The organism is Pseudarthrobacter sp. NPDC092439, assembly GCF_044754945.1.
Taxonomy (GTDB): Bacteria; Actinomycetota; Actinomycetes; order Actinomycetales; family Micrococcaceae; genus Arthrobacter.
Genome location: NZ_JBIVQB010000003.1, coordinates 380,098 through 405,808, shown reverse-complemented (window position 1 = coordinate 405,808; position 25,711 = coordinate 380,098). Strand labels below are relative to the sequence as shown.

The 25,711-nt window shown below is 67.3% G+C and carries 19 protein-coding genes and 1 pseudogene; 7 read left to right on the top strand and 13 right to left on the bottom strand.

The annotated features are described in order from the left end of the window. Positions 1–8: 8 nt before the first annotated feature. The 4 genes from ACIQCM_RS09920 to ACIQCM_RS09905 form a co-directional block, all read right to left on the bottom strand. Entirely contained in the window at positions 9–917 is a 909-nt protein-coding gene (locus ACIQCM_RS09920; protein ID WP_400605697.1) for a diguanylate cyclase, read from the bottom strand. Then, the gene (locus ACIQCM_RS09915; RefSeq protein WP_400605700.1) at positions 914–3,946 is read right to left on the bottom strand and encodes a response regulator; all 3,033 of its coding nucleotides are present in this window, start codon (positions 3,944–3,946) and stop codon (positions 914–916) included. The genes ACIQCM_RS09920 and ACIQCM_RS09915 overlap by 4 nt, the downstream gene beginning before the upstream one ends. A gap of 2 nt (positions 3,947–3,948) precedes the next feature. Further along, entirely contained in the window at positions 3,949–6,102 is a 2,154-nt protein-coding gene (locus ACIQCM_RS09910) for a putative bifunctional diguanylate cyclase/phosphodiesterase (protein ID WP_400605703.1), read from the bottom strand. 88 nt (positions 6,103–6,190) lie between these two features. Next, positions 6,191–6,460 carry a GlsB/YeaQ/YmgE family stress response membrane protein gene (locus tag ACIQCM_RS09905; protein ID WP_400605705.1) on the bottom strand — a complete coding sequence of 90 codons (270 nt, stop codon included), beginning with the start codon at positions 6,458–6,460 and terminating at the stop codon, positions 6,191–6,193. Positions 6,461–6,731: 271 nt separating this feature from the next. Here ACIQCM_RS09905 and ACIQCM_RS09900 point away from each other — a divergent pair, with 271 nt between their 5' ends. Next, positions 6,732–7,646, top strand: coding sequence for an HAD hydrolase family protein (locus ACIQCM_RS09900; RefSeq protein ID WP_400605707.1), 915 nt, complete (start codon positions 6,732–6,734; stop codon positions 7,644–7,646). 22 nt (positions 7,647–7,668) lie between these two features. Here ACIQCM_RS09900 and ACIQCM_RS09895 read toward each other — a convergent pair whose 3' ends face one another. Further along, positions 7,669–9,102, bottom strand: coding sequence for a UDP-glucose dehydrogenase family protein (locus ACIQCM_RS09895; RefSeq protein ID WP_400606392.1), 1,434 nt, complete (start codon positions 9,100–9,102; stop codon positions 7,669–7,671). 11 nt (positions 9,103–9,113) lie between these two features. After that, positions 9,114–10,313, bottom strand: a complete 1,200-nt coding sequence (locus ACIQCM_RS09890; protein ID WP_400605710.1) for a glycosyltransferase family 4 protein — start codon at positions 10,311–10,313, stop codon at positions 9,114–9,116. Between the two features lie 280 nt (positions 10,314–10,593). On the opposite strand from ACIQCM_RS09890, the gene ACIQCM_RS09885 reads away from it, so the two are divergent. Beyond that, positions 10,594–11,409: a DUF2382 domain-containing protein gene (locus ACIQCM_RS09885; RefSeq protein WP_400605712.1), complete on the top strand. Its 816-nt coding sequence runs from the start codon at positions 10,594–10,596 to the stop codon at positions 11,407–11,409. A gap of 507 nt (positions 11,410–11,916) precedes the next feature. Then, a complete protein-coding gene (locus tag ACIQCM_RS09880) occupies positions 11,917–13,227 on the top strand; it encodes a DUF6350 family protein (RefSeq protein ID WP_400606395.1) in 1,311 nt (436 codons plus the stop codon). A 9-nt stretch (positions 13,228–13,236) separates the two neighbouring features. On the opposite strand, the gene ACIQCM_RS09875 is transcribed toward ACIQCM_RS09880, so the two are convergent. After that, positions 13,237–13,668, bottom strand: a complete 432-nt coding sequence (locus tag ACIQCM_RS09875) for a hypothetical protein (protein ID WP_400605714.1) — start codon at positions 13,666–13,668, stop codon at positions 13,237–13,239. Positions 13,669–13,707: 39 nt separating this feature from the next. On the opposite strand from ACIQCM_RS09875, the gene purN reads away from it, so the two are divergent. Then, positions 13,708–14,277 (top strand): phosphoribosylglycinamide formyltransferase, encoded by a 570-nt coding sequence (gene purN, locus ACIQCM_RS09870; protein ID WP_400605716.1) that lies wholly within the window; start codon positions 13,708–13,710, stop codon positions 14,275–14,277. 46 nt (positions 14,278–14,323) lie between these two features. On the opposite strand, the gene ACIQCM_RS09865 is transcribed toward purN, so the two are convergent. Continuing rightward, a complete protein-coding gene (locus tag ACIQCM_RS09865; RefSeq protein WP_400605719.1) occupies positions 14,324–15,676 on the bottom strand; it encodes an MFS transporter in 1,353 nt (450 codons plus the stop codon). A 141-nt stretch (positions 15,677–15,817) separates the two neighbouring features. Between ACIQCM_RS09865 and purH the strand changes: the two genes are divergently transcribed. Continuing rightward, positions 15,818–17,503 (top strand): bifunctional phosphoribosylaminoimidazolecarboxamide formyltransferase/IMP cyclohydrolase, encoded by a 1,686-nt coding sequence (gene purH, locus ACIQCM_RS09860; protein WP_400605722.1) that lies wholly within the window; start codon positions 15,818–15,820, stop codon positions 17,501–17,503. Positions 17,504–17,771: 268 nt separating this feature from the next. On the opposite strand, the gene ACIQCM_RS09855 is transcribed toward purH, so the two are convergent. Further along, entirely contained in the window at positions 17,772–18,740 is a 969-nt protein-coding gene (locus ACIQCM_RS09855; protein WP_400605723.1) for a trypsin-like serine peptidase, read from the bottom strand. 240 nt (positions 18,741–18,980) lie between these two features. On the opposite strand from ACIQCM_RS09855, the gene ACIQCM_RS09850 reads away from it, so the two are divergent. Then, positions 18,981–21,200, top strand: a complete 2,220-nt coding sequence (locus ACIQCM_RS09850) for an NADP-dependent isocitrate dehydrogenase (protein WP_400605725.1) — start codon at positions 18,981–18,983, stop codon at positions 21,198–21,200. Between the two features lie 75 nt (positions 21,201–21,275). Here ACIQCM_RS09850 and ACIQCM_RS09845 read toward each other — a convergent pair whose 3' ends face one another. Continuing rightward, on the bottom strand, positions 21,276–22,223 hold the full coding sequence (locus tag ACIQCM_RS09845; RefSeq protein WP_400605727.1) for an EamA family transporter: 948 nt from the start codon (positions 22,221–22,223) through the stop codon (positions 21,276–21,278). A gap of 83 nt (positions 22,224–22,306) precedes the next feature. On the opposite strand from ACIQCM_RS09845, the gene ACIQCM_RS09840 reads away from it, so the two are divergent. Further along, positions 22,307–23,296, top strand: a complete 990-nt coding sequence (locus tag ACIQCM_RS09840; RefSeq protein ID WP_400605729.1) for a LysR family transcriptional regulator — start codon at positions 22,307–22,309, stop codon at positions 23,294–23,296. Here ACIQCM_RS09840 and ACIQCM_RS09835 read toward each other — a convergent pair. The 3 genes and pseudogenes from ACIQCM_RS09835 to ACIQCM_RS09825 all read right to left on the bottom strand — a co-directional run. Then, positions 23,293–23,745, bottom strand: coding sequence for an FIMAH domain-containing protein (locus ACIQCM_RS09835; protein ID WP_400605731.1), 453 nt, complete (start codon positions 23,743–23,745; stop codon positions 23,293–23,295). The two genes, ACIQCM_RS09840 and ACIQCM_RS09835, sit on opposite strands and share 4 nt — an antisense overlap. Further along, positions 23,742–24,932 (bottom strand): serine/threonine-protein kinase, encoded by a 1,191-nt coding sequence (locus ACIQCM_RS09830; protein ID WP_400605733.1) that lies wholly within the window; start codon positions 24,930–24,932, stop codon positions 23,742–23,744. The genes ACIQCM_RS09835 and ACIQCM_RS09830 overlap by 4 nt, the downstream gene beginning before the upstream one ends. A gap of 253 nt (positions 24,933–25,185) precedes the next feature. Next, positions 25,186–25,711, bottom strand: a pseudogene (locus ACIQCM_RS09825) (hypothetical protein); the annotation flags it as partial.

Genomic DNA, 25,711 nt, shown 5'->3' with positions numbered 1-25,711 from the left:
CCAGCGCGCTACCAGGCCGCTTCCACGCGGTTCCTGCCTGCCGCCTTAGCCGCATAAAGCGCAGCGTCCGCTTCGCCCAAGAGCGTGTCCGCGTCCACGGCGTGCCCGGCGCCGAACATCGAGATCCCGGCACTGACGCGCAGCCCGCCGGAGGGGTCGCCGTGATGCTCTATCCGGAGCTTCCGCACAGCCTCCAGAGCCCGCTCCAGCAACACCCTCGCATCAGCGATGCCCTGGCGCGGCAGCACCAGCAGGAACTCCTCGCCCCCAAACCGGTAGACGCCGTCGCTTTTGCGCACCTGGCCCAGAAGCGCCGCCGCCACACTCCGGAGGGCAAGGTCGCCGGCCTGGTGGCCGTAGATATCGTTGTAGCTCTTGAAGTTGTCCACGTCGCACATGGCTATGCTGTACTCCTCGCCGTACCGGGCGCTGCGGGCGTGGAGCTGCTCCAGGTCTTCAGACAGCTTCAGGCGGTTGTTCAGCCCGGTCAGCGGATCGGTCCGGGCCTGCCGGGAGAGCACTTTGCGGTAGTGGGCCAGATCGGCGTGCAGGGTGGTCACCCGCAATGCCACCAGAAGCCGGGCGCGCAGCACGAACGGGTCCAGCGGCTTGGGGACGTAGTCGTCCGCGCCCGCCTCGAGCCCGGCCAGCATGTCCTGCTGCGAATCCTGGGAGGTAAGCAGCACGATGTACGTGTACAGGTCGGTTTCGCTGGCCCGGATGGCCCGGCAGAGGGCCAGCCCGTCCATGCCGGGCATCATCCGGTCCGTCACCACCGCATCCGGCCGGTGGGCCAGGAAGAGCGTCCAGGCCTCGTCACCGTCAGCGGCTGCCACGCATTCATGTCCGGCCCGTTCGACGGCGGCGCGCGCCACCAGCAGCGACCCGGGATCGTCGTCTGCCACCAGCACTTTCACTGACCCGCCTCCTTCTCCAGGGCGTCGTTCACCCGCTGCAGCTCGGCCTCCAGCCGGGGCAGGAGCGCCGCGGCGGTTGCGTGGTTGCCGCTGCGGCCCATCCCTTCGAGCTCCGAACAGAGCGCCGCAAGAGCGCCTGCACCGATGTTGCCAGCCGAACCCTTCAAGGCATGGGCGGCCTGCACCAGGGCCGGCCCGCCGCCGTCGTGCACGGCAGACCGGAGCGCCGCCAGGCGGGCCGGAACGCTGTCCTGGAAAGCCGCCGCGGCGGCTGCGAACAGATCCTGGCCGTCCCTGCCGCCCAGGCTGCGCAGCATCGCAAGCCGGTCCCGGTCGAGTGCGGGAGGGATTCCGACGCCGGTTTGCCCGCCGCCGGTGACCGCCAGCGGCTGCGGCTGCGGTTCGGGGATCCAGCGGGACAGCACCGTCTCCAGGGTTGCCGCGTCGACCGGCTTGGCAACGTAGTCGTCCATGCCGGCGGCCAGGCATCGCTCCCTGTCCCCGTCCAGTGCTCCGGCCGTCATGGCGATGATGGGCAGCACGGCGCCGCTGCCGCCGCGGTCCCGGATTATCCGGGTGGCCTCAAATCCGTCCAGGACCGGCATGTGGCAGTCCATGAGTACTGCAGCGTAGTTGGCGGACTTGGTGGCGGCGACGGCCCGGGCGCCGTCCGGCACTACATCCACCATGTAGCCCAGCCTGCCGGCCATGGCACTCGCCACCAACTGGTTAACCTCGTTATCCTCCACCACCAGGATGCGCCCGCGGTGCGTGCCCGCTGCGGCCTGTTGCGTCGCGGTGGGTGCTTCAGGTGCGGGAACCTCCGGGCCGCGCGTGGACATCAGACGGACCAGCCGGTTATAGAACTCTGAGCTGCGGACCGGCTTCATCAGCCATTCACGGACGCCCGCGGCGGCAATTTCACCGGCGTCCACCTGCATCGTGGAGGTGAGCATTATCAGCTCGATGCCTGCCAACCCGGGGTCTGCCTTTATCCCGCGGGCCAGTTCCAGCCCGTCCGTGTCCGGCATGCAGAAGTCCAGCACGGCAAGGTCGAATGGGGTGCCGGCCTCCCTCGCCTCCGTTGCCCGTGCAAGGGCCGATCCGGCATCCGGCACGGTGGCGGGCACCAGCCCCCAGCCCCGCAGCTGCAATTCGAGTACCAGCCGGTTCGTGGCATTGTCATCCACCACCAGTACCCGAAGGCCGTTGAGGAAACCTGCCGCGGGGATCGGGTCGGTGGACACGGGGGCCACGGGCAACGGCAGCCGGAACCGGAAGGTGCTGCCCTGGTCCGGCGCGCTGTCAACGGCGATCTCACCGTCCATCGCCTGGGTTAGCCGGCGGCAGATGGCAAGGCCCAGGCCCGTGCCCCCGTAGCGGCGCGTGGTGGACGCGTCCGCCTGGGAAAAAGGCTCGAAAAGCCGGGCTTGCTGGGCGGGTTCGATGCCGATCCCGGTATCGCGGACTTCGAAACAGACGGCGGCGCTGGTTCCGGCGGCGGCATCGGTAGTTTCGCACCGCACCCGGAGGGAAACCTCTCCGGACGCCGTGAACTTCACGGCGTTGGACGCAAGGTTCAGGAGGACCTGCCGGATCCTTCCGGCATCCCCCAGCAGCCGGGCCGGGACGTCCGGCTCGCAGTAGGCGATAAGTTCCAGGCGCTTTGCCTGCGCCTGTTCGGCCAGCAGGCCGGCCACCTCCTCAACGAGTGCCCGCGGGTCGAAGGGACGGATGTCGAGGTCAACCTTTCCCGCCTCCAGCTTGGAAAAGTCCAGGATGTCGTTGATGAGGGCCAGCAGCGCTTCGCCGGCGCCCTTGACACCCTGCGCGTACTGCTTCTGGGTCTGGTCCAGCCGGGTTTCCAGGAGGAGGGAGGTCAGGCCCACCACGCCGTTCATGGGGGTGCGGATCTCATGGCTCATGGTGGCCAGGAATTCCGATTTCAGGCGGCTTGATTCGAGGGCGTCCTTCCGGGCGGCCTCGAGTTCCGTGGTCCGCGCCGCGACTTCCTCCTCCAGTCCGGTGGTCAGGGTGATGTTTTCGAAGATGATCAGCACCTGGCGGACGAACACGGCCACCAGTACGGCCGCGCAAACCACCAGCAGGAATGGCTCCAGCTCGTGGAGGTGGGGTGCGGCAAACAGGAGTATGGCCACCAGGAGCGGCGTGTAAGGCAGCAGTTCCAGGGCCAGCGTGTAGCCCCGTCGGCCCGAATGCGCGTTCTCAACATAAGGCGCCATGGGCGCCAGCGCGATCAGGAGGAACGCAACGATCCAGCCCAAAGCGAGGGGCGAGCCCGTGGTGCCCGTGACGCCGTCGAACGTGAGACGGGTGTAGATGCTGTCCGTGACTGAAAGCGCCACCAACCCGCCGCCGAAAAACAGCCAGGGCAGCCGCTCACCCGCCCTGCGGCGCATTCCCAGGACCAGGACCAGCGACGTGATCACCAGGTCCACCACGGGGTAGGCCATGCCGGTGAACCGCGTCAGCGGATCACCCTCTGCGCTGTATGCAGGGCCGAGGGCGGTGTACCAGCTGACCACCAGCACTGAGCCCGCGATCACGGCGGCATCCATCACCGCCCGGAACAGGGCCACCGGGTTTCCGGGCCGGCGCTTGAACGCGAAAAGTGCGGCGGCGGCAGGCAGCGAATACCCGATGAAGCCAACGTCGGCGATTGACGGGAAGGGGTAGACGTGGTTGTAGGCGAGGCCGTAGTAGGCGTATACGGCCATGCCGGCTGCCCACCAGAAAACGGCCACCGCCATAAGGGCCCATGCCCTGGCGTTGGGGCCGCCCCGCCTGGCAGCCCTCGCACAACTTGCGCCGGCCAACAATGATGCCGCAAGGATGAGGAAGTCACCCGTGACCATGGCCGGGGCAGTCCCGTTGTTTGCTGCGAAGAAAACTCCGAGCGCGGCCAGCGCCGTAACAGTCAGGGCAGCCGGCACCAGGATTCCGCCCCTGCCGCGGCCGGCGGGCCAGGATCCTCCTCCCTGGTATTTTCCGGACTCCAACGTACCCATCCTTACTGCTCCTTCAGGGCCCGGAGGACCTCATCGGCTTGGCTCAGGGCAACGTGCAGGCGGTGGCCCGGCTCGGGTCTTGAAAAAAGGTAGCCCTGCATCGAATCACATTCCAGAGCCGCCAGGTAGTTGGCCTGCTCAATGGTTTCGATCCCTTCGGCCGTGACGGTCAGGCCCAGGCTGTGCGCCATGTTGATCATGGAACTGAGGATGGGCAGCCGCTCGCGCCCAGTGCGGATCATCGACACAAAGGACTTGTCGATCTTGACCGTGTCCACGGGCAGCTCCTGGAGCCGCCCGAGCGAGGAATAGCCGGTCCCGAAATCGTCCAGGGCGACGCGCGCTCCCGCCTCCCGCAGGGTGCTGAGCTGCTTGACCAGGCTGCAGTCGGCGTCGAAAAATACGCTCTCGGTGACTTCAATGACCAGCTGGTAGGGCGCAACCCCGCTGGCCTCGGCCAGGCGGAGCACCTGCTCGGCGAAGTCGTGCTCCTGCAGCTGCACGCCTGAGACGTTGACGGCGAGGGACCGGGACGGATCGCCGGCAAGCCACCCGGAAACGCGCAGCATGGCCCGGCCCGTCACCTCCGTGCCGATTCCACTGATCAGCCCGGTGCGCTCAGCGAGCGGAATGAAGACCGACGGCGGAACCCGGCCGCCGTCGCGGTCCCACCGTGCCAGCGCCTCGAACGTGACCACCTGGCCCCGCTGGCAGGACACGATCGGCTGGAAGTCCACGGAGATTTCGCCGTGCTCGGTTGCCCGGAGGAGGCCGGATTCCATGGCCGTGCGCTGGACCAGTTCGGTCATCATGTCCGGCTGGAACCTCAGGAAGCGGTTCTTGCCCGCCGCCTTGGCCGCGTACATGGCGATGTCCGCCCGGCGGAGCAGCTCCGGAGCCTGCTGGTCCTCGGAGGTCATGGATGCCAGCCCCAGGCTGAGGCTGGGACGCAGAACGGTCCCGCCCACGGTCAGCGGGACACGCAGGCAACGGACCATGCATGTGGCGATCTCGTCCGCGTTGGGGCAGGCCGTCAGCAGAACCACGAATTCGTCGCCGCCCAGCCGCGCCACCACGTCAGCGGTAGGCGCACAGCCCCGGAGCCGGCGGGCCACTTCGATGAGCATGTCGTCTCCCGCCTGGTGGCCCAGGATGTCGTTGACCTCCTTGAAGTCGTCCAGGTCCAGGAGGAGTACGTCCACGGATTTAAGCCGGGGGGATCTCAAAGCCTCCGCGAGGGCATCGTTGAACACGGCCCGGTTCGCCAGGCCGGTGAGGGGATCGCGGAACGCCATGCCACGGAGTTTCTCGGTCTGTGCCGCGAGGTCCGCCATGGCCCGGTTAGCCCGTTCCTGCGCCTGGCGGCGCGGGGTGATGTCCTGGAAACTCCAGACCCGTCCCAAAATCTCGTCACCTGAACGGTGCGGCCGCGAATACCGTTCGATGGTCCGGCCGTCCTTGAATTCCAGGACGTCGTGGCTTTCCGCAGCGGGGTTGGATTCCAGGTCGCCAAGCCTGGCCATGAACTGAAGCGGGTCCTGCAGCTGATCCAGAACCAGTTGCATGACCTCCGTCTGCGGGCTTTCGGTGATGTCCCGGGGGCCCTCAAGGAGCCCTTCGGGTATGCCCCACATGGCAAGGAACTTTTCGTTGTATCCGGCGATGTTCCAGTCGGAGTCCACCACCAGGATTCCGTCCGCTGTGGATTCCAGGGTTGCGGCCAGGAGGGCCATGGCCTCGCGCCGGGGGGCGGCGGAGCTATGGTGGGCCGTGCTCCGGACGGAAAGGAGCAGCTGCCCCGTATCGGACCGTTGCCGGCCGGCGCCCGGCAGGAAGGAAGCTGTCAGTTCGGCCGGGAACTCTGTGCCTGTTCGGTGCAGGCAGTACGTCTGCACCGGTGCCGGGTGCAGGTCCGGACGTGCCAGGAGGCGGCGGAAGAGCTTACGGATGTCTTCCCGGAAGTCACCCGCGAGCAGCGAGCGGTGGTCCAGGCCCGCCAGGTTGTCCTCCGGGATGCCGAAGAGCCGGCCGGCGGCGGCGTTGGCGGCGGCGACGGTGCCGTCAGCCGCGACGACCAGGAGCGCGTCAGGGCTGATGTCCAGCACGGCTTCCAGCGCCTGCGCGGTAAGGACTTTCCCCTCTATCGGGCCGTTCATCAGACCACCCCCTCGGCCATCATAAAGTCTTCCGGACACAAAAACGCCGTCCTTTGTGAAGGAGGACGGCGTTTTGCTGGAAGAGTCGCTATACCCTGCGGTGGCTCCGGTTGGTAATGGCGCCGTACACGAGAAGCACGACAATGGAACCGAGGATAGCAAGCAGCCATGTGCGGATGTCGAAGAACTCGGCCAGCCCGCCGCCGAAAATCAGCGAGCCGATCCAGCCGCCCAGGATAGCGCCGACGACGCCGAGGACCATGGTGACGATCCAGCCCCCGCCCTGGCGGCCCGGGAGGATGGCCTTTGCAATGGCTCCGGCAATCAGGCCCAAAATGAGAAATCCGAGAATACCCATGTTGTCACTCCTTTATCAGTAAGTTGTGCCGTGCCCCCATTTCCGGTTCCATCATTCAATCAGCGTGCTTACTTCACTTCAAGACTTCGAATATCACGGGATGACTGTCATTTTCGGGGTGAAGCGTGTCAGCTGCCGGATTTCCTTGTGCCTGCTCGACGGGAGGCCCGGCGGAGCGGATACGGCCTGGTCCGGGGTTGTGTCGATAGGATTGGGTTTTCGCCTGGCGCGGGTGACGGGCCCGCCTGGGCGCCCCAACCTAAGGAACGGCATGACCAGCACCCCGACGGCCCGGGCCATTTTCCTCGACATCGACGGCACCTACGCGGACCACGGCCTGGCCCCTGAAGCCCATGTGGAAGCCGTGCGGAGCGCCCGAAGGCTTGGCCACCTGGTCTTCGTCTGCACCGGCCGGCCGCTGTCCATGGTTCCGGACCACATCCTTGCGGCAGGGTTCGATGGCACCATCACCGGTGCCGGCGCGCGGGTGGAACTCGGCGGGGAGGTCCTGAAGGACACCCGGTTCGAGCAGGACCTTGCGGCCCGCATTGTGGATCTTTTGGACCGGCACGACGTCGCCTACATCCTCGAAGCGCCCGAGGCGCTGTACGGCAGGGAGGGCGTGGACCAGCGGCTCCGGCGTGTCCTGGGCCCCATCTTCGCCGCCCGGGCCAGGGCCGAAGGCGGTGCTCCGGCTGCCGGAAACGTGACCGCTCACCACGCCGGCCGGCCGGATCCGCTGGAGGACATCCTGGCCCCTGTGCAGTACGGCGGAGACCTCCGCCAAGCCTCCTACGCCAAAATCTCCTGCTTCGATGCGCCCCTGCCGCTGCGGGAACTGACGGATGCACTGGGCAAGGGCGTAGGCCTGATCCCCAGTTCGCTGTCCGCGCTGGGGGACGGGGCCGGCGAAATCTTCATGGCCGGCACGCACAAAGCTGTGGGCATCCGGGTGATCGAAGCGCGCCTGGGGTTGGACCGCGCGGACATCGTGGCCATTGGCGACAGCGCCAACGACATCGAAATGCTCCAGTACGCCGGGACCGGCATTGCCGTCGAAGGCGGCCACCCGGCTGTACTGGCGGTCGCGGACGGCGTCACTGCTGGGCCGGCGGGCAACGGCGTGGCGCTCGCCTTTGCCGAGCTGGGCCTGCTGGAGCGGGACACCACGACGTTAGCCACATAGCCGCCTCGGGTGCTTCCCGGGCCTACGAGAGGCTGGCCGGTGCCTGCCGTGCCGTCGGTGCGCCCTTGGTTCCGGGTACTTCGCTCTCCTGATGCGCTGCCGCGGGAGAGGTCCCGAGCCCTCGAACCGTCCAGCCGGCATTCCGCCAGGCGGCGGCGTCCAGGACATTACGGGCGTCCAGGACCCTGCGCCGCCGCACCAATGTCCCGGCATCAGCGGGGGAGAGCCTGCGGTACTCGCCCCACTCGGTCAGGAGCAGCACCAGTTCGGCATCCTCGAGGGCGCGGGCGGTTCCCTTCTCGAAGCGCAGGCGCGGGTAGCGCTGCCACGCATTGTTCACGGCCTTCGGGTCCGTGACGGTTACATGCGCGCCGGCCGCGGCGAGCCGGTCGGCCACGTCCAGCGCCGGCGAATCGCGGATGTCGTCCGTGTCCGGCTTGAACGAGGCGCCCAACACCGCGATGGTCCGGCCGGAGACGCTTCCGCCGCACATCTGCGCTGCCAGGTCGACAGTCCGCTGCCGCTGGTCAAGGTTCACCGAGTCCACCAGGCGCATCCAGTCCTCCACGGCGGAGACGCCCAGGTCACCGGCCTGCTGGCGGAAGCTGCGGATGTCCTTGGGCAGGCAGCCGCCGCCGAAGCCCAGCCCGGCGTGCAGATACCGGTTGCCGATCCTTGGGTCCAGCCCCATGGCCTCGCTCAACTCCGCCACATCTGCTCCGGCTGCGTCGCAGAGTTCAGAGACGGCATTGATGAAGCTGACCTTGGTGGCCAGGTAGGCGTTGGCTGCGGACTTGATGAGTTCGGCCGTGGCGAAGTTGCACACCAGCCGGGGGATTCCGGCCCGGAGCAGGGGCTCGTACACGGCGTCCAGCGCCGCTGTGACTCCCCGTGCAGTGCCGGTGGCGGGGCTGAAGGCCCCGGTCCGGCCGCCCGGAACGCCGTACACCAGGCGGTCCGGCACCAGGGAGTCCTTCACGGCCGTTCCCTGCCGCAGGAACTCAGGATTCCACCCCACCTGCACGTCAGGACGGGCTGACAGGACACCGCGGAGCCTTTCCACCGTGCCGACAGGGACGGTGGATTTCCCCACGACGGCGGCGCCTTGGGACAGATGCGGAAGCAGGGCTTCGGTGGCGGAAAGGAGGAAGCTGAGGTCGGCGGCATCGGAGGTCTTGTCCTGGGGCGTCCCCACGCACAGGAAATGTACCTGGGCGTCACGGGCGTCTGCCGGGTCCGTGGAGAATCTGAGGCGGCCCGTGGCGCGGCCATCCTGCAGCAGTTCATCCAGGCCGGGTTCATGGAACGGCGCATTCCCGCGGGCCAGCTGTTCGACCTTGGCTGCATCGACGTCGATGCCCACCACGTTGTGGCCCATGGAGGCCAGGGTCGCGGCGTGGACGGCGCCGAGGTAGCCGCAGCCGATCACCGAAATATCGAGCGCATTGGTCTTCATGGGGATGCCTTTCACTGTGGTGCTCCTGCCCGGCTGCCCGGGAATGCTTCGGCCCGGCTGCCCGGAAGCTGCGGCCTGCTGACGCGGCCGGCCGCAGGAGCGCCTTCCGAGATGGCGGCCGTGTAGTGGCGGACCAGTTCGGCGCTCAACGCAGGCCACGTCCGGTCCTGGACCGAGGCATGGGCTGCGGACGCGAAGGCCCGGCGTTTGGCGTCGTCGCCCATCAGATCCACCACATGCGCTCGCATCGCGGAAAGGTCGCCGGGTTCATAGAGCCACCCGGTCCGGGAGTTCTCAACCAGGTCCAGCGGCCCGCCGCGGCCGGTAGCCACCACCGGGACACCGGAGGCCATGGCCTCCTGGATGGTCTGGCAAAACGTTTCGAATTCGCCCGGATGGACGAACAGGTCGAAGGAGGCCAGGGCCCGGGCCAGCTGCTCACCGCCCAGGAAGCCGGTGAAGACTGCATCCGGGAGGGATTCCTCCAGCGCGGCACGCTGCGGGCCGTCTCCCACAATCACCAGGCGAGTGTCCGGCACGGCCGCCAGCGCTGCCAGGTCCTCCACCTGTTTTTCCACCGCCAGCCGGCCCACGTAGCCGATGATCCGCTCACCGCCCGGAGCCACCCCGGCCCGCCATACGTCGTCGCGCTTGGCCGGCATGAACCTTGCCGTATCCACGCCGCGCCGCCACATGTGCACCCGCGGAATGCCGCGGCCGCGCAACTGGTTCAGTGCGAAGGTGGACGGCGCGAGGGTGCGGGTGGCCAGCAGATGGATGTTCTCCACCCGATTCCAGGCCCAGTTCTCCAGGAACGGGACCCCGTACCTCGCCGCGTAGCTGGGGACCTCGGTCTGGTAGATGGCTACAGTGGGGATTCCCAGCTGGTGCGCCGCCTGCGCGGCCCGCCAGCCCAGGATGAACGGGGAGGCCAGGTGGACCACGTCCGGCGCGTAGTCGGCAAGGATTCGCTTGACCCGGTACACACCGCCCATCGCCACCCGGACGTTCGTGTAGCCTGCCAGCGGCACTGCCGGCAGGCGGTGGACGCTCGCCCCATTGACTCTCTCCGGCGCGCAGTCCTGGCCCGCCGGCGCAATGACCAGTACGTCGTCGCCGCGTTCCTGGAGGTGCTCCAGGACCCGCAGAATGGAGTGCGTGACCCCGTTCATCAGGGGCAGGAATGATTCAGCGACAATTGCGATCCTCACCCCACCACCGTGGCCCGCGGCCTTGACGTTGCGGAGGAAAAGGGATTGCGGGGAGGGAAAGGTTGGGTAAACAGCAGCCCGGACCCCGGGCCATTGGCGGAGGTTTGGAGGCAATTTACTAAGTAGGCTTTGCTTTTTGTACTAAGCATGCTTACTGTAGAGGGGCAGCCAGCGCGAAGCCTCAAGCAGCCGGGGCAGAGGCGGCCGCCAGGGAAGATCCCGACGCCGGCAGCTCGACTGCCGGCACCCCCAACGCAACGACACATCCAAAGGAGACGTCATGCTCAACAGGGAAAACATTGAAGACCTGCTCACCCGCAACGGCCATGTCATTGGGTCCGACGGCGAGAAGATTGGCGGCATCGGCCAGCTGTACGCGGATGATGACACCGGCGAGCCCACGTGGGTCACGGCCAAGACGGGGCTGTTCGGCACTTCGCAGTCCTTCGTTCCAGTGGAGGGCGCCCGCACCGAGGGCGATGACCTTGTCGTTCCGTACACCAAGGAGCACGTCAAGGACGCTCCCCGCGTGGAAGTGGACGGCCACCTCACCCCGGAGGAAGAGGACCGGCTGTACACGCACTACAACCGGGAAGTCCGCAGCTACGCGGATACCCGCAACGATGTGGACCTCCAGGGCGATGCGGATTTGAACGCCGGTACCCCCACGGCCGGTCTTGGCCGCACGGACGGACACGACACGTCGGGCCCCAACACCGACGACGCCATGACGCGTTCGGAAGAACAGCTGCACGTCGGCACTGAACGGCAGACCACCGGCCGGGCCCGCCTGCGCAAGTACGTCACCACGGAGAACGTCACCACAACCGTTCCCGTGCAGCGTGAGGAAGTCCGCCTGGAGCGCGAGCCCATCACGGATGCCAACCGGGGCGCGGCGCTCTCCGGCCCGGACCTCAGCGAGGAGGAGCATGAAGTGACCCTCCATGAGGAGCGGCCCGTCGTGGAGAAGGAAACAGTTCCGGTGGAGCGGGTCCGCCTGGAAAAGGACGTGGTCCAGGACGACGTCACGATCAGTGATGACATCCGCAAGGAGCGGATCGAGGCCGACGGCCTTGAAGACGACCGCCGGCTCTAAGCCAACAGACGTCTAACGCAAAGGTGCTGCCGCAAACGCGCGGCAGCACCTTTGGCGCGTGCGGCAGCAGCTGACGCCGGGAGTTTCCTGGGGGGCTCCCGGCGTCGCCCCCTTCCCTTGCACCGGACGGGCACAGGAAGACGGGGGAAGCCAGCAACGCTGGTGCAGCCGAAGCCGCAGCGGCTTGGCTGCACCAGCCAGTAGTACGAACATCTTCAGAACTTACTGTTCTTCTCTCATTCGCGGCTCCTGTTTCCCGGTGTTTGGGTCCGGGCCCTGGCCGGCCGCACTCCGCCGCGGCCGGTAGCAACGCAGTCACCACGCCGGCAAGTGCAGGGCACCATCAGAACACGCCGGCGGATGTGACACTGGTTACGGTTACCTGCAATTTTACGGCCAGCACGGGGAAAAAGCTCGCGAATGGTGCCTCCGCGGGCCCGGGAACGGCGGGCCGCGAAGCCTGTCGGTCACCGGCGCGGAGGGCTTGCCGTGGCACCATTGAGCACGATGAAACTGCGTGCTGATCAGACCGGAGACCGTGGCCTTCCCATGCCGTTGTGGCTGCAGGGCGCCCTCGAAACGGCGCAGGCCGCCATCATTTCCGCGCTCGCGGTCATCGCCCCCATCGTCGCAGTGTGGGCCGCCGCCGGATTCCAGCATGGCGACTTCGCCACCCTGGCGAGGCTGGCCGGCCAGTCCTGGCTGCTGGTCCACGGCGTCCCGCTGGAGCTCTCCGGCGGCGGCTCCGAAGCTGCCGCCAGCATCGACTCGGGCGTCCTCACCCTCATTCCGCTCGGGCTGACCCTCGTCCCGTTCCTGCTTGCCTGGCGGGCCGGCCGCCGGCTGGCACGGGCCTCCTATTCGGACCAGTTGTGGCAGGCACTCCTGGGATCCTGGGCGGTCTACGCCGCATTCGGAACGGCCACCGGTTTCGTCTGCCGCACCGCCGATGTGGGCATCAATCCCTTGCACGCACTCCTGGTTCCGCTCATCCCGTTCGCGCTGGGCATGATCATCGGCGCCCGCCGTGAAGCCGGCTCGTGGAGCAGGCTCATCGGCGTGGACGCAGTGGACTGGATCTCCCGCACCAGCCAGCATTCGCGCTGGGCAGGCTCCTACATCGCCTCGGTGGTCAAGGCCGGGTTCGTTGCCGCCGTCGCGGCCGTGGCGCTTGCCGCCTTCCTGCTAGCCATGGACCTCTTCGTCCACTGGAACCTCGTGGTGTCTGTCTATGAAGCGCTCGACGCCGGGATCATCGGAGGTGCCGTCCTCACCATCGCGCAACTGGGGTTCCTTCCCAACCTGGTGATCCTGACCCTCGCCTGGTCGTCCGGGGCAGGCTTTGCCATGGGGGTTGGCTCCCAGGTGGGTCCGCTGGCAACAGCGGTGGGTCCGCTGCCTTCCATTCCCGTCCTGGCTGCTATTCCGTCGGGACCGCTCGATTATGCGTTCGCGGTCCTCATCATTCCGGTCCTCGCCGGGGTCCTCGGCGGCTGGTGGTTCCTGCGCGAGGGCGAGAACCACTTTGACGAGTGGCTGTCCATCAAGGTCCGCGCCCGCTGGTTCACTGCCTCGGTTTCAACCCTGGTCCTTGCCGTCCTGGCCGGACTGGTGGCCGGTGTTTTGGCCATGGCACTGGCCTGGGTTGCACACGGTTCGGCCGGCATCGGCCGCCTTACCGACATTGGGCCCGACCCATTCTGGATGGCAGCCTGGCTGGCCGCGGAAGTGGGCGTCGGCGTCGTGATTGGCTACGCGGCCGGGCCCTGGCTGGAACGCGAGCAGGCTGCTAGGGCCGAACCCGCCCAGGTGTCCTGAGGGCAGCGGCTACCGCAGCCGGGCAGGAAGCGAGCGTTCCAGGTCCACCCGGCACGTCGACAGTGCCTGCTCCGTAAGCGCTTGGCGGGAGCAGTCCTGGTACGCGCGCACCGGCTCGAAAAACACCGCACTGACCAAGATGATCAGCACCATGAGCACCGACACCACCATCCCGGAGATGGTCCCCGCCAGCACCAGCCGGGACTCCTTCAGCCGTGCCCAACGGATCAGGAGCACCACGCCCAGAACCAGACCCGCTGCTGTCAGGAGGGCGGTAAGCCACAGATGGCTGACGTCCAGCTGGTACACGAAGAACGCGCCCAGCACGGTCAGGACAAAGACCCGGAACAGGGTGTGGGTCCTAGCCAGGGAGGCCTTTGCAGCATCGCTGAGCGGAGGTTTGCTGCGCTGCTGTGCGCCCGGGTCCGGCGGGGTGTTCATGTTTTCCAGCGTACGCGAGCGTGCCCATAAGCTAGACCAATGCGCATCGTAGTCCTCGTTTCCGGTACCGGGTCCAACCTCCAGGCGGTCATCGACGCAGTCAAGGCCGGGGAACTGGACGTGGAGATCGCCGCCGTAGGCGCCGACCGGCCGGGAACGTACGGCGTTGAACGGTCCGCGGCCGCCGGCATCCCCACGTTCGTGGTGGACTTCAAGGCCTACGCGGACCGTGCCGACTGGAATGCTGCGCTGACCGAAGCCGTAGGGTCCTACGCGCCGGACGTGGTGGTTTCCTCAGGGTTCATGCGGATCGTCAGCCCCGAATTCATCGGCGCCTTCGACGGCAAGTACCTGAACACCCACCCCGCGCTGCTGCCGGCATTCCCGGGCGCACACGGTGTGCGGGATGCGATGGCCTACGGTGTCAAGGTCACCGGCTGCACCGTGCACTGGGCGGATGCCGGCGTGGATACCGGCCCCATCATCGCCCAGGAAGCGGTGGCAATTGAGGACGGCGACACCGAAGAAACCCTGCATGAGCGGATCAAGGTGGTGGAGCGCCGGCTGCTGGTTGCAGCCCTGGCAGAGCTGGCCGCCGCCCGGGCCTGAGCTTTTTCGGCGCACGGATTCGGTGCCTGCGCGCCGACAACGGGTCCTACTCCAGCCGCCGCTGCTTGGTCTCCGGCGAGAAAAACGCCATCCAGATGACGGCCAGCAGCACCAGCGCCCCGGCCAGCGCGAAGGACGTGGCCAGGCCCAGCTCCGGCCAGAAGTAGTTCGCAAAGACCAGCGGCCCAAAACCGGCTCCCAGCCGCGAGAACGTGGACGCCCAGCCAAAACCGGTGCCGCGCAGCTCGGTGGGGTAAAGCTCGGAAACATAGGCGTAGAGGACGGGGATGGCCACCTGCACCACGAACCCGAACGCCAGCAGCCAGAACACGGCCGCGGTGGGGATATCAACCACGACGGCGACAATCACCAGGGTGAGCGCGGACAGCGGGCCGGTGATGGCCAGGATCCACTTGCGGCCCACGCGCTCCACCAGCAGGGCGGCGGCCACCACGCCCAGGAGTCCGACGGCGGCCATGGAGGCCGTGGTGACAAAGGCCTTGTACTCGGCGAACCCGGCCCCAATGAGGATGCGAGGCATCCAGGTCAGGGCCAGGTAGTAGACCAGCAGGATGCTGAAGAACAGGGACCAGGCAGCCGCGGTGATCTTCCAGTTGAACTGCCACACCAGCCGCAGCTGCTGCCACGCACTTCCGGCGGACAGCCGGGGAACGGACTGCGCATCCGGCAGGCTGTAGGCCCGGGCCCCTGCGCCGGTGGCGGCAACCAGGCCGTCGATAACCCGGGCCGCCTCCTCCCGCCGGCCTTTGCGGATGAGGAACAGCGGGGACTCCGGGACACTGCGCCGGACCCAGAACACCAGGAGGGCCGGCAGGACCATCACCAGCATGGTGAACCGCCAGTCGGCGAACCAAGCCATCAGGCCGGCCGAGACAAACCCTGCCATCGCCGCGCCCACCGGCCACCAGCCGTCCATCGCGGTGAGGACCCTGCCGCGCTGCTTCCGGGGCGTGAACTCGCCCACCAGCGCATAGTCCACCGGGATGCAGCCGCCCAGCCCGAATCCAGCCATGAAGCGGAACACGCAGAACCAGATGAAGTCGGGGGAGAAGGCGCCCAGAACCGTGAAGAGGGAAAAGATCAGCAGGGTCGCGGTGAAAGCCTTCTTGCGCCCGATGGTATCCGCGATGGTTCCCCAGATGAACGCACCCAGGGCCATCCCGATCAGGTTGGAGGTGCCCACCCACGCGGCTTCACCGGGTGTCAGCGCCCAGTGCTTGGAAAGCAACGGAATGAGGATGCCGTTCAGCGTTACATCCCAGGCGTCGAACATGAAGCCAAGTCCGCCGATCAGGAAGATCCGCCCCTGGACCTTCCACCGCCAGGGCAGTTCCTGGACCACCTGTTCGCCGCTGGGCACCGTGGTGTAAATGTTCATTGCAGCCTCCTGTGAAAACTCTAGCCCGGGCCGCAGCTGTTCACAGTCCTGCGGACACGCGGGGCAACGGCCGCTTCGCGATAAGCTGGCCCTATCCCCACCAACCGCGGCACCGGTCCGCGAGATAAGACGGAGACATTTGTGAGCTTCACGCAGCATGAGCGCGTATCCATCGACCGTGTTCCCATCCGCCGGGCGCTGATCTCGGTTTACGACAAGACCGGTCTGGAGGAGCTCGCCCAGGGCCTGCACGCTGCCGGCGTGAAGCTCGTCTCCACCGGGTCCACCGCCAAGAAGATCGCCGCCGCCGGGATCCCGGTCCAGGAGGTGGAAGAAGTCACTGGTTCCCCGGAGATGCTTGACGGCCGCGTCAAGACCCTGCACCCGCGCGTTCACGGCGGCATCCTCGCCGACCGCCGCGTGCCTGCCCACATGGACACCCTGGCCAGCATGGAGATCGAAGCCTTCGACCTGGTGGTGGTGAACCTCTACCCGTTCGTGGAGACGGTCAAGTCCGGCGCCGGCCAGGATGACGTCGTGGAGCAGATCGACATCGGAGGTCCCGCCATGGTGCGGTCGGCCGCGAAGAACCATGCCGCCGTCGCCATTGTGGTGGACCCGTCCTTCTACGGCCAGGTGGTCACCGCGGCCGCTGAAGGCGGTTTCGACCTGAAGACCCGCCGGCGCCTGGCAGCCAAAGCCTTCGCCCACACGGCGTCCTACGACAACGCCGTTGCCACGTGGACCGCCAGCCAGTTCCTGGACGAGGACGGCGACGGCACCATCGACTGGCCCGCCTACGCCGGCCTGTCGCTGGAACGCTCCGAGGTGCTGCGCTACGGTGAGAACCCGCACCAGCAGGCCGCCCTGTACGTGGACAAGGCCGCGCCGGTGGGCATCGCCCAGGCCGACCAGCTGCACGGCAAGGCCATGAGCTACAACAACTTCGTGGACGCGGACGCTGCACTGCGCGCCGCCTACGACTTCAGCGAACCCGCCGTTGCCATCATCAAGCACGCCAACCCGTGCGGTGTGGCCGTAGGGTCGGCGGACGCCGCCGACCCCATCGCCGATGCCCACGCCAAGGCCCACGCCTGCGACCCCGTCTCCGCATTCGGCGGCGTCATCGCCGCGAACCGCAAGGTGACCGCGGGCATGGCCAACACGGTCAAGGACATCTTCACCGAGGTTGTCATCGCCCCGGGCTTCGAGCCGGAGGCCGTGGAGATCCTCTCCAAGAAGAAGAACATCCGCCTGCTCGCCCTGCCCGAAGGTTACGGCCGGTACCCCACGGAGTTCCGTCAGGTCTCCGGCGGCATGCTGGTCCAGGTCAGCGACAAGGTGGACGCCGACGGCGACAACCCCGCCAATTGGACCCTGGCCGCCGGTGAAGCCGCGGACGGGAAGACGCTCGCAGACCTCGCCTTCGCCTGGACCGCCTGCCGTGCCGCAAAGTCCAACGCGATCCTCCTCGCCCAGGACGGCGCCGCCGTCGGCATCGGCATGGGCCAGGTCAACCGCCTGGACTCCTGCCGCCTGGCCGTGGAGCGGGCCAACACGCTGGGCGTCACCGTGGAGTCCGACGTCGAAGGCGCCGGCGGTGCCTCCAACGCCAGCGGTGCAGGCGCACCGCAGCGCGCCCGCGGCGCAGTGGCGGCCTCAGACGCGTTCTTCCCGTTTGCTGACGGCCTGCAGATCCTGGTCGACGCCGGCGTCCGTGCCGTGGTGCAGCCCGGCGGTTCGGTGCGGGATGAGGAAGTCATTGCTGCGGCCAACGCCGCCGGCGTCACCATGTACTTCACCGGCGCCCGCCACTTCTTCCACTAGGCCCCACCGGCACCGTAACCTCGCTTCGGCTCTGAACGTACGACGGCGCCCGTCCCCTTGGAGAGGGAACGGGCGCCGTGGGTGCTGCTACCGGGAGTCCGGGTCGGCAGGCTCCGAAGTTTCCGGTTCCGGCAGGACCACTTCGCGTGGTTTGGCCTCCGCCATGCGTTCCGGTGTCCAGTACTCGAGGCTTTCCTCGGGTGCCGGGTTCACCGGTGAACTGCTGACGGTGTCCGGGCCGGGGTGCTCCGGCCCGGACGGCCGTGGATCAGGAGGTTGCTGCACTGTTGTACGTGGACTGGATGACATCGCCCCAGTACGGGCCGTACATGACAGCCATACGGTTGTAGCCGTAGCTGTTCACGGAGTTCTGAACACCGCTGGAGCTGGTGCCGATGAACCAGGGGCCGCCGGAGGACCCGCCGGTCATGTCGCAGGAGATGCCCTGGCTGTTGAACTGCGGGTTGTAGGGATCGTTGGAGGCGGCACCGGTGCAGCTCTTGAGGGTCTCGCCGTTGAAGGGGGAAGCTGCCGGATAGCCGAAAGCCTTGTAGGTGAGGCCGCGGGCCTGGTTGAAGGCAACACCGGAGCCGCCCACAACATCGCCAAGGCGCTGGCCGCTGGCGTTGGTGGTGACCACGGCAAAGCCGGTGTCGTAGGTCATGTCTCCCTTGGAGCTCCAGTCGGTGGGGGCGAAAAGCTGGCTGGCGGCCCACTTGCCGTATGGGGCTGCACCGTTCTCATAGGCAGGGACAAACACGAAGTTGGTGGCGAAGGCGCCGGGGCCCTCGTTGACGCAGTGGCCGGCGGTGGACACGGTGCTCTTGTTGGTGGAGGCCACGGAGTTGCCCGAACACACATAGTTGTAACCGCCCATGGTGAAGAACACCTTGCCGATATGCCGGACGGGGTTCTCGTTTCCTGCGAGGGTGGGCTTGCCCTTGGTGGCGGGAACCTTGGTGGCTTTGCCCTGGATTGCAGCAGCCGTGCCGCTGGCCTTGCCCCGCTCCATGGCCCGCTTGGCGAGGACATCGCCCGGGATGGCGTTGCGCATCTTCTCCGGGGTCCAGTAGTCGGTCACGCCGGAGGTGGAGACGGCGGCGCGGGCGACGGACGGGGTTTGCTGATCCTCGGATGCCGCCGGCGCGGCGGTGGCTCCGCCGACTCCGGTGAGAGCCAGAACGGCAGCCGCCGAGAGGCTCAGGAGGCCGGAAGCCAGAGACCTGGTGCGTGTCATGTTTGTCCTGTCTGAACGGTGAATGCTGCCCTGTGGGGCCGGAATTGACGTAGCGAACCTACCGCGATATTACAACTTTGTAAATAGTAGTGACCTATCGTGTATGGCTGTAATGCTGTCACGGGGCGGGGTAATCGAGGCCCGCCGGTGGGGTTCAAACGGATGTACTCGGGTAAGTTAGAGATGGTGAAACAGACCTATATTTCACAACCTAGCCGACCCACAGGGAGACGCCCGCGCATGTCCAAGATTATCTACACCCACACCGACGAAGCGCCGATGCTGGCTACCTATTCGTTCCTGCCCATCATCGAGGCTTTTGCTTCGACCGCAGGTGTGGAGGTGGAGACCCGCGACATATCGCTCGCCGGCCGCATCATCGCCGTTTTTGGTGACTACCTGACCCCGGAGCAGCAGATCGGTGACGCCCTTGCTGAACTGGGCGAGCTGGCGAAGACGCCGGAAGCCAACATCATCAAACTGCCCAACATCAGCGCCTCCATCCCGCAGCTGAAGGCCGCCATCGCGGAACTCCAGTCCCAGGGCTACGCACTGCCGGATTACCCGGACAACCCCTCCTCGGACGAGGAAACCGCCGTCCGCTCCCGCTACGACAAGATCAAGGGCTCCGCAGTGAACCCGGTCCTGCGCGAGGGTAACTCTGACCGCCGCGCGCCGCTGTCCGTCAAGAACTACGCGCGCCAGAACCCGCACTCCATGGGCGCCTGGACCGCCGACTCCAAGACCAACGTGGCCACCATGGGCCGTGACGACTTCCGCTCCAACGAGAAATCCGTGGTCATGGACTCCGAGGGCACCATCAGCATCCAGCTGGTCCGCGAAGACGGCTCGGTCAAGGTCCTGAAGAAGGCGTTCCCGGTCCAGGCCGGTGAGGTCATCGACGGTACCGTGATGCGCGCAGCCGCCTTGGACGAGTTCCTCAAGGCCCAGGTGGCCCGTGCCAAGGAAGAGGGCGTACTGTTTTCCGCCCACCTGAAGGCCACCATGATGAAGGTTTCCGACCCGATCATCTTCGGCCACGTGGTCAAGGCGTACTTTGCCGAGCTGTTCGAGACCTACGGCAAGCAGCTTTCCGCCGCCGGCATCAGCCCGAACAACGGCCTGGCCGCCATCCTCAGCAGCCTCGAGGACCTGCCCGAGGACGTCCGCGAAGGCGTGCAGAACCTCATCAAGAAGGGTCTCGAAGACGGCCCGGCGCTGGCCATGGTGGACTCGGACAAGGGCATCACCACCCTTAACGTCCCGTCCGACGTCATCGTGGACGCCTCCATGCCGGCCATGATCCGCAGCTCCGGCCACATGTGGGGCCCGGACGGCAAGGAAGCCGACACCCTGGCTGTCCTGCCGGACAGCTCTTACGCCGGGATCTACCAGGTGGTCATCGATGACTGCCGTGCCAACGGTGCCTACGACCCCACCACCATGGGTACTGTTCCTAACGTCGGCCTCATGGCGCAGGCCGCCGAGGAATACGGCAGCCACGACAAGACCTTCGAAATCCAGGAAGCCGGTACCGTCCAGATTGTTGACGGCGCTGGCAACGTGCTGATCGAACACCAGGTCTCCGAGGGCGATATCTGGCGCGCCTGCCAGACCAAGGACCTGCCCATCCGCGACTGGGTCAAGCTGGCTGTCACCCGCGCCCGCGCCTCCCAGACGCCCGCCGTGTTCTGGCTGGACGAGGAGCGTGCCCACGACGCCAACCTCATCGCCAAGGTCAACGAGTACCTTAAGGACCATGACACCGAGGGCCTGGACATCCGCATCATGTCCCCGGTCAAGGCCATTGCCTTTACCCTGGAGCGCATCCGCAAGGGCCAGGACACCATCTCCGTCTCCGGCAACGTGCTCCGCGACTACCTCACGGACCTGTTCCCCATCCTGGAACTGGGTACCAGCGCCAAGATGCTGTCCATCGTTCCGCTGATGAACGGCGGCGGACTCTTCGAGACCGGTGCCGGCGGCTCCGCCCCGAAGCACGTCCAGCAGCTGCTCAAGGAAAACCACCTGCGCTGGGACAGCCTCGGCGAGTTCCTTGCCCTTGCCGTCAGCTTCGAGCACCTGGCCACCACCACGGACAACAAGCGCGCCCAGATCCTGGCCGACACCCTGGACCGCGCCACCGGCACCTTCCTGCTGGAGAATAAGTCCCCGAGCCGCCGCGCCGGCGAGCTGGACAACCGCGGCAGCCACTACTTCCTGGCCCGCTACTGGGCGGAAGAACTGGCCAAGCAGACGGACGACGCCGGCCTGGCCGCCTCCTTCGGCGCGGTTGCCGACGCTTTGTCCTCCCAGGAGGAAACCATTGTGGGCGAGCTGGCTGAAGTCCAGGGCTCGCCGGTGGACATCGGTGGGTACTACCACCCGGACAACACCAGGACGTCCGCCGTGATGCGTCCGTCCGCCACCCTGAACAAGGTTCTGGCAACCCTGGGTTAATTCCCGTTCCGCCGCGGCTGATGCGGCGCGTACCAGAGGCGGTGCACCGGACAACCCGGTGCACCGCCTCTGGCGTTATTGGCTCAACAGGCGGGTGCCGGCGTCGTCTGCCGGTGACCCGTTTGCCGGTGACCCGGCGCCTGGCTTGGGGGCGACCGGCTCACGGGCACCCTGCAGCGTCACACCCACGCCGGCGGCCACCACCAAAGCGATCCCGGCCAGGACCGTGGGCCCCGGCACTTGCCCCAGGACGGCTAGGCCGATGACGGCCGCGATGGCCGGCTCCACGCTCATCAGCGTGCCGAACGCAGCCGCCTTCAGCCGCCGCAGGGCCAAGAGCTCCAGGCTGAAAGGGATGACGGGCATCAGCAGTGCCAGTCCTGCACCGGCCAGCAGGATGCCCCAGTCAAGAAGTCCCACAACGGCGGGACCCGCCACCACCGTAGTGGCCAGGGCCGCGACCGGCATGGAGATGGCCAGGGCCTGGAGGCCGCTTGCCTCGTCACCGGCGCGCTGGGTCAGGAGGATGTAGGCCGCCCAGCAGGCACCTGCCCCCAGCGCGAAGAGGATCCCGGGTACGTCCGCGCCGCCGTGCCACGGCTCGGTCAGGGCAGCCACCCCGACGGCGGCGACCAGCGCCCACCACCTCCCGGCCGCCCGGCCCCTGATCACCGCCACGGCCAGCGGGCCCAGGAACTCGAGGGCACTGGCTGTGCCCAGCGGAATCCGGACTGCCGCCGCCATGAACAGCAGCGTCATTCCTGCAGTGACCAGGCCCAACAGGACACAGGTGATGAGGCCGCTGCCGCTCAGCCCGGTGCGCCACGGCCGCGCCACGGCAATCAGGATCAACGCAGCCCAGGACAGCCGGAGCCAGGCCACGCCGTCCGGGCCCAACCGGTCCGCCAGGCCTACCGAGGCCGCAAGGCCCAGTTGGACAAAGACCATCGCTGCGCCGGCCATTGCAGTTCCCGCCCCGGCTCCTGTAAGGCGGCCCCCGGCCGTCAGTGTTGAAATTCCCATGGATCAAGTAGAACCGCCCCGAACCCTTCACGTCCACGTGATAAATATTGGCAAACCGTTCAGGATTCGTGGACAATAGGTGGATGGAAACCCGCCGGCTGGAAGTGCTCGTGGCTTTTGCGCGGCACGGCTCCATGCGGAACGTCGCTGACATCCTCGCCACCACCACCTCCACGGTCTCACAGCAACTGTCTGCCCTGGCCCGTGAAGTGGGAACACCGCTTCTGGAACCTGCTGGCCGCGGCGTCCGGCTCACCCCCGCAGGGCGCCGCCTGGCCGAACGCGCCGTGGACATCCTTGCTTCGGTGGAGGCAGCAACAGCAGAGCTCGATCCGCGCACCGAACCTGCCGGGACCGTTCGGGTGGCGGGCTTCGCTACCGCGGTCCGGAAGGTGCTGATGCCTATCGTCGGAGACTTGGCACGGATCCACCCGGAGGTACGCATCGATGTCCGGGAACACGAACCGGCAGAGGCGCTTGGACTGTTGGCTGCGGATGCGGTGGATCTGGCCCTGACCTATGACTACAACCTGGCGCCTGACGGCAGCGCCGCGGACTTCGAATCCACGCGCCTGTGGAGCACACCGTGGAGCCTGGGCGTGCCGGCGGGCGCGGCAGCCGCTCAGGGAACCCTCGTGCGGTCCGCGCCCGGGGAGCGGCCGCTGCCCGCACCGGACCTGTTCCGCAGCCTCCGTGACGCAGACTGGATCGGCAATTCCCGTAACAGCGCCGACGAGGAAGTGTTGCGGCTGGTGTCCTCGATGGCGGGGTTCGAAATCCGGGTGCGGCACCAGGCGGACAGCCTGGAACTGGTGGAGGACCTGATCATCGCCGGCATGGGGGTGGGCCTGCTGCCCGCCGACCGGGCACCACGCGAAGGAGTGGCCCTGTTGCCGCTGATCAGCCCTGACCTGCGGATGCGGGCTTATGCCCGCACGCGCCGGGGCGGCGGTGCCTGGCCGGCGGCCGCAGCGGTACTGAGGCTGGTCCGGGAACGGGCGAGGAACGCAGCAGGGGACAAAGCAGAGGAGGCGCCGGCGCGAGGAGGCGCACCGGCGTCGTCCGCCTCCTAGTCCTTGTCCTTGCCTCTTTGGTCCGGCGTCCCGGGCTTTTTCCCGTCGTTCCTGTCGGTTTCCGCGGAAGCTGGTCCGGACGACTCTGCGGTGTCCGGCGTTGCCGGGGCGCTGGGCTGCGCGCTGGGGGTCGCGGAAGGCCTGGGCGTGGTCTTCGCGGCGGCGATGGCACGCTCCAGGTCTGCCCGGACCGCCGTCGCGATGGTGGTGATGCTGCGGTGCCGCTCTTCAGTGATGCTGCCGCTGTCCTTTGCTTCCCTGAGCTCTGCTTCCAGTCCATCCAGGGCCTTCAGGGCAGCCTCGGGCTTGTTCTGGGACGACGCCTGCGTGATCTCCAGTACCCTGGCCTGAAGCTGCCGGGCGGTGTCCCGCTCCAGCCCGGTTTCGGCCTGCGCACACCCGGTCAGCAGGGTAACGGCGAGCACCACGCCAATCCACGCGCGCGTCACGGCTTGACACTTTCCTGCAGTTCCTCAAGATGGGCGCCCAGCGTCCCGGTCACCGTGGGGTAGGGCACGACGTCGGGAGTGCTCTGGGTGGACAGGCTCATCATCAGTGCAGCCACCGCCGCCAGGGCCACCACGGCTGCGAGTGTCACCGCGATCCAGAAGCCCCTGGCGCGGGACGACGCCGCGCGCCGGCGGCGCTTCCCGGGAGTCAGCGGGCCGGCGGCCGCGGCCTGTTGGAGGTCGTCCACCGACTCCTCGGCGGTGATGGTGGGCGGCCGGAGCGGCATGGCCGGGAGAACGCGGGTGGTTTCCGCCACGAGTTCCCCGGGCGTGGACGCGGGGGAGACGAGCGCCTGCCGCAGGACGGTTTCGATGTCCTCCGCGGCGGGACGGTCCAGAGGATCCAATGCGGTCATTGAGCGGATCAGGTCCGCCCACTCAGCCGGGACGTCCTCCGGAATTTCCGGGGCGCGGTGCAGCCGGGCTACCGCGGATTCCACGGCGCCGCCTGGATATTCGACGGAGCCCTTGATGCATTCGAGCAGAACCAGGCCGAACGAATAGATGTCCGTAGCAGGGGAGAGCGGCTGTCCCATGGCCTGCTCGGGGCTGAGGTAGGCGGCGGTGCCCACCATTGTGCCTGTGGCCGTCAGTCGGGTGGCGTCCACGATCCTGGCGATGCCGAAGTCCGTGAGCTTGGGACGGAGCGGTTCGCCGGGGCGGATCTGGACCAGCAGGATGTTGCCGGGTTTGATGTCGCGGTGGATGATTCCCAGGCCGTGGACGTAGGCGAGGGCGTCGGCGATGCCTGCACCGATCACGGCCAGCTCTTCCAGCGGAACCCGGCTGTGCCGGATGCGGCTGCGAAGGTCCTGCCCTTCCACGAGTTCCATGGTGAGGAAGGGACGTGGCTCATCCGGGACGCGGGTGTCGATTCCGGCATCGAAAAGGGTGACGAGTCCGGGGTGGTTGAGGGTGGCCAGAAGCTGGATTTCCGCTTCCTGCCGTTTGAGTTCCTCGGCGTCCGGCGCCTGGGGTGCGAAGAGCTTCAGGGCCACGTCCCGATGGAGGTTTTCGTCGTGCGCGCAGTAGACGGATGACATCCCGCCGCGGCCTATGACGTCCCCCAATCGGTAGCGTCCGCCAACCACTTCATTCTTGATGGAGCTCGGCGATTCCGCCACCATGTCCCGTTCCTCCCGGTGCGCTGCGGCACTGTCGTACCTAAAATTATACGGGCCATGGGGGAGAACTGGTTGCGGACTCTCTCTGGGCGGACCGGGGCGCGCCGACGGTCCGGCGGCAACAATGAAGCGTGTTCGCCGCCGGACCACCGGCTACAAGAACATGTGTGCTGATGACATGTTTTGCTTTACAGGTGCCTCTGGTGGTCTGGTCCTCCTTCCTGTCCGGGTGTCTGATGCGGTGCCGGTTGCGGTCCTAAACCGCGTTCCGCCTGCGGAGCATCAGGAGTCCTGCGAACACGAGGAGCAGGGCAAGCGGAGCCAGCGAGGCGTCCGCGCCGGTTGCCGCCAGGCCGGCGGAACCCTGTGCGCTGCTGGTGCCGGCAGCAACTGGAGCCACGGCAATCGCGCCACCCACAGATGTGGAACCCGCGGCCGCGGCGCCCATCATGCCGCCGGCCCCGTTGGATGCGGTGGCGCCGACAAGAGCCCCGGCCGCCGAACCGCTGCCGTCAGTTCCGGCGCCCCCTGAACCCTGCACGCCGAGGAGGCCATCGTCGCCTGAGCCGGTGCTGCCACTCGCGTCAGTGCCGTTGGTGCCGGTACCGCTGGTGTCACCACCGGTGGTGCCTTCGGTGCCCGTGCCCAGGGTGAGGCCGAGGGTGAGGTCGGCCGCGGCGGCGGTGGCGAGGTTGCTGTCAGCGGTGGTGCTGTCTGCCCCGGTGGTGGCGGTGTTGAGCGTTGCTGCCAGGGTTGCGTCGGCGGTCAGTGCCGCGTCGGTG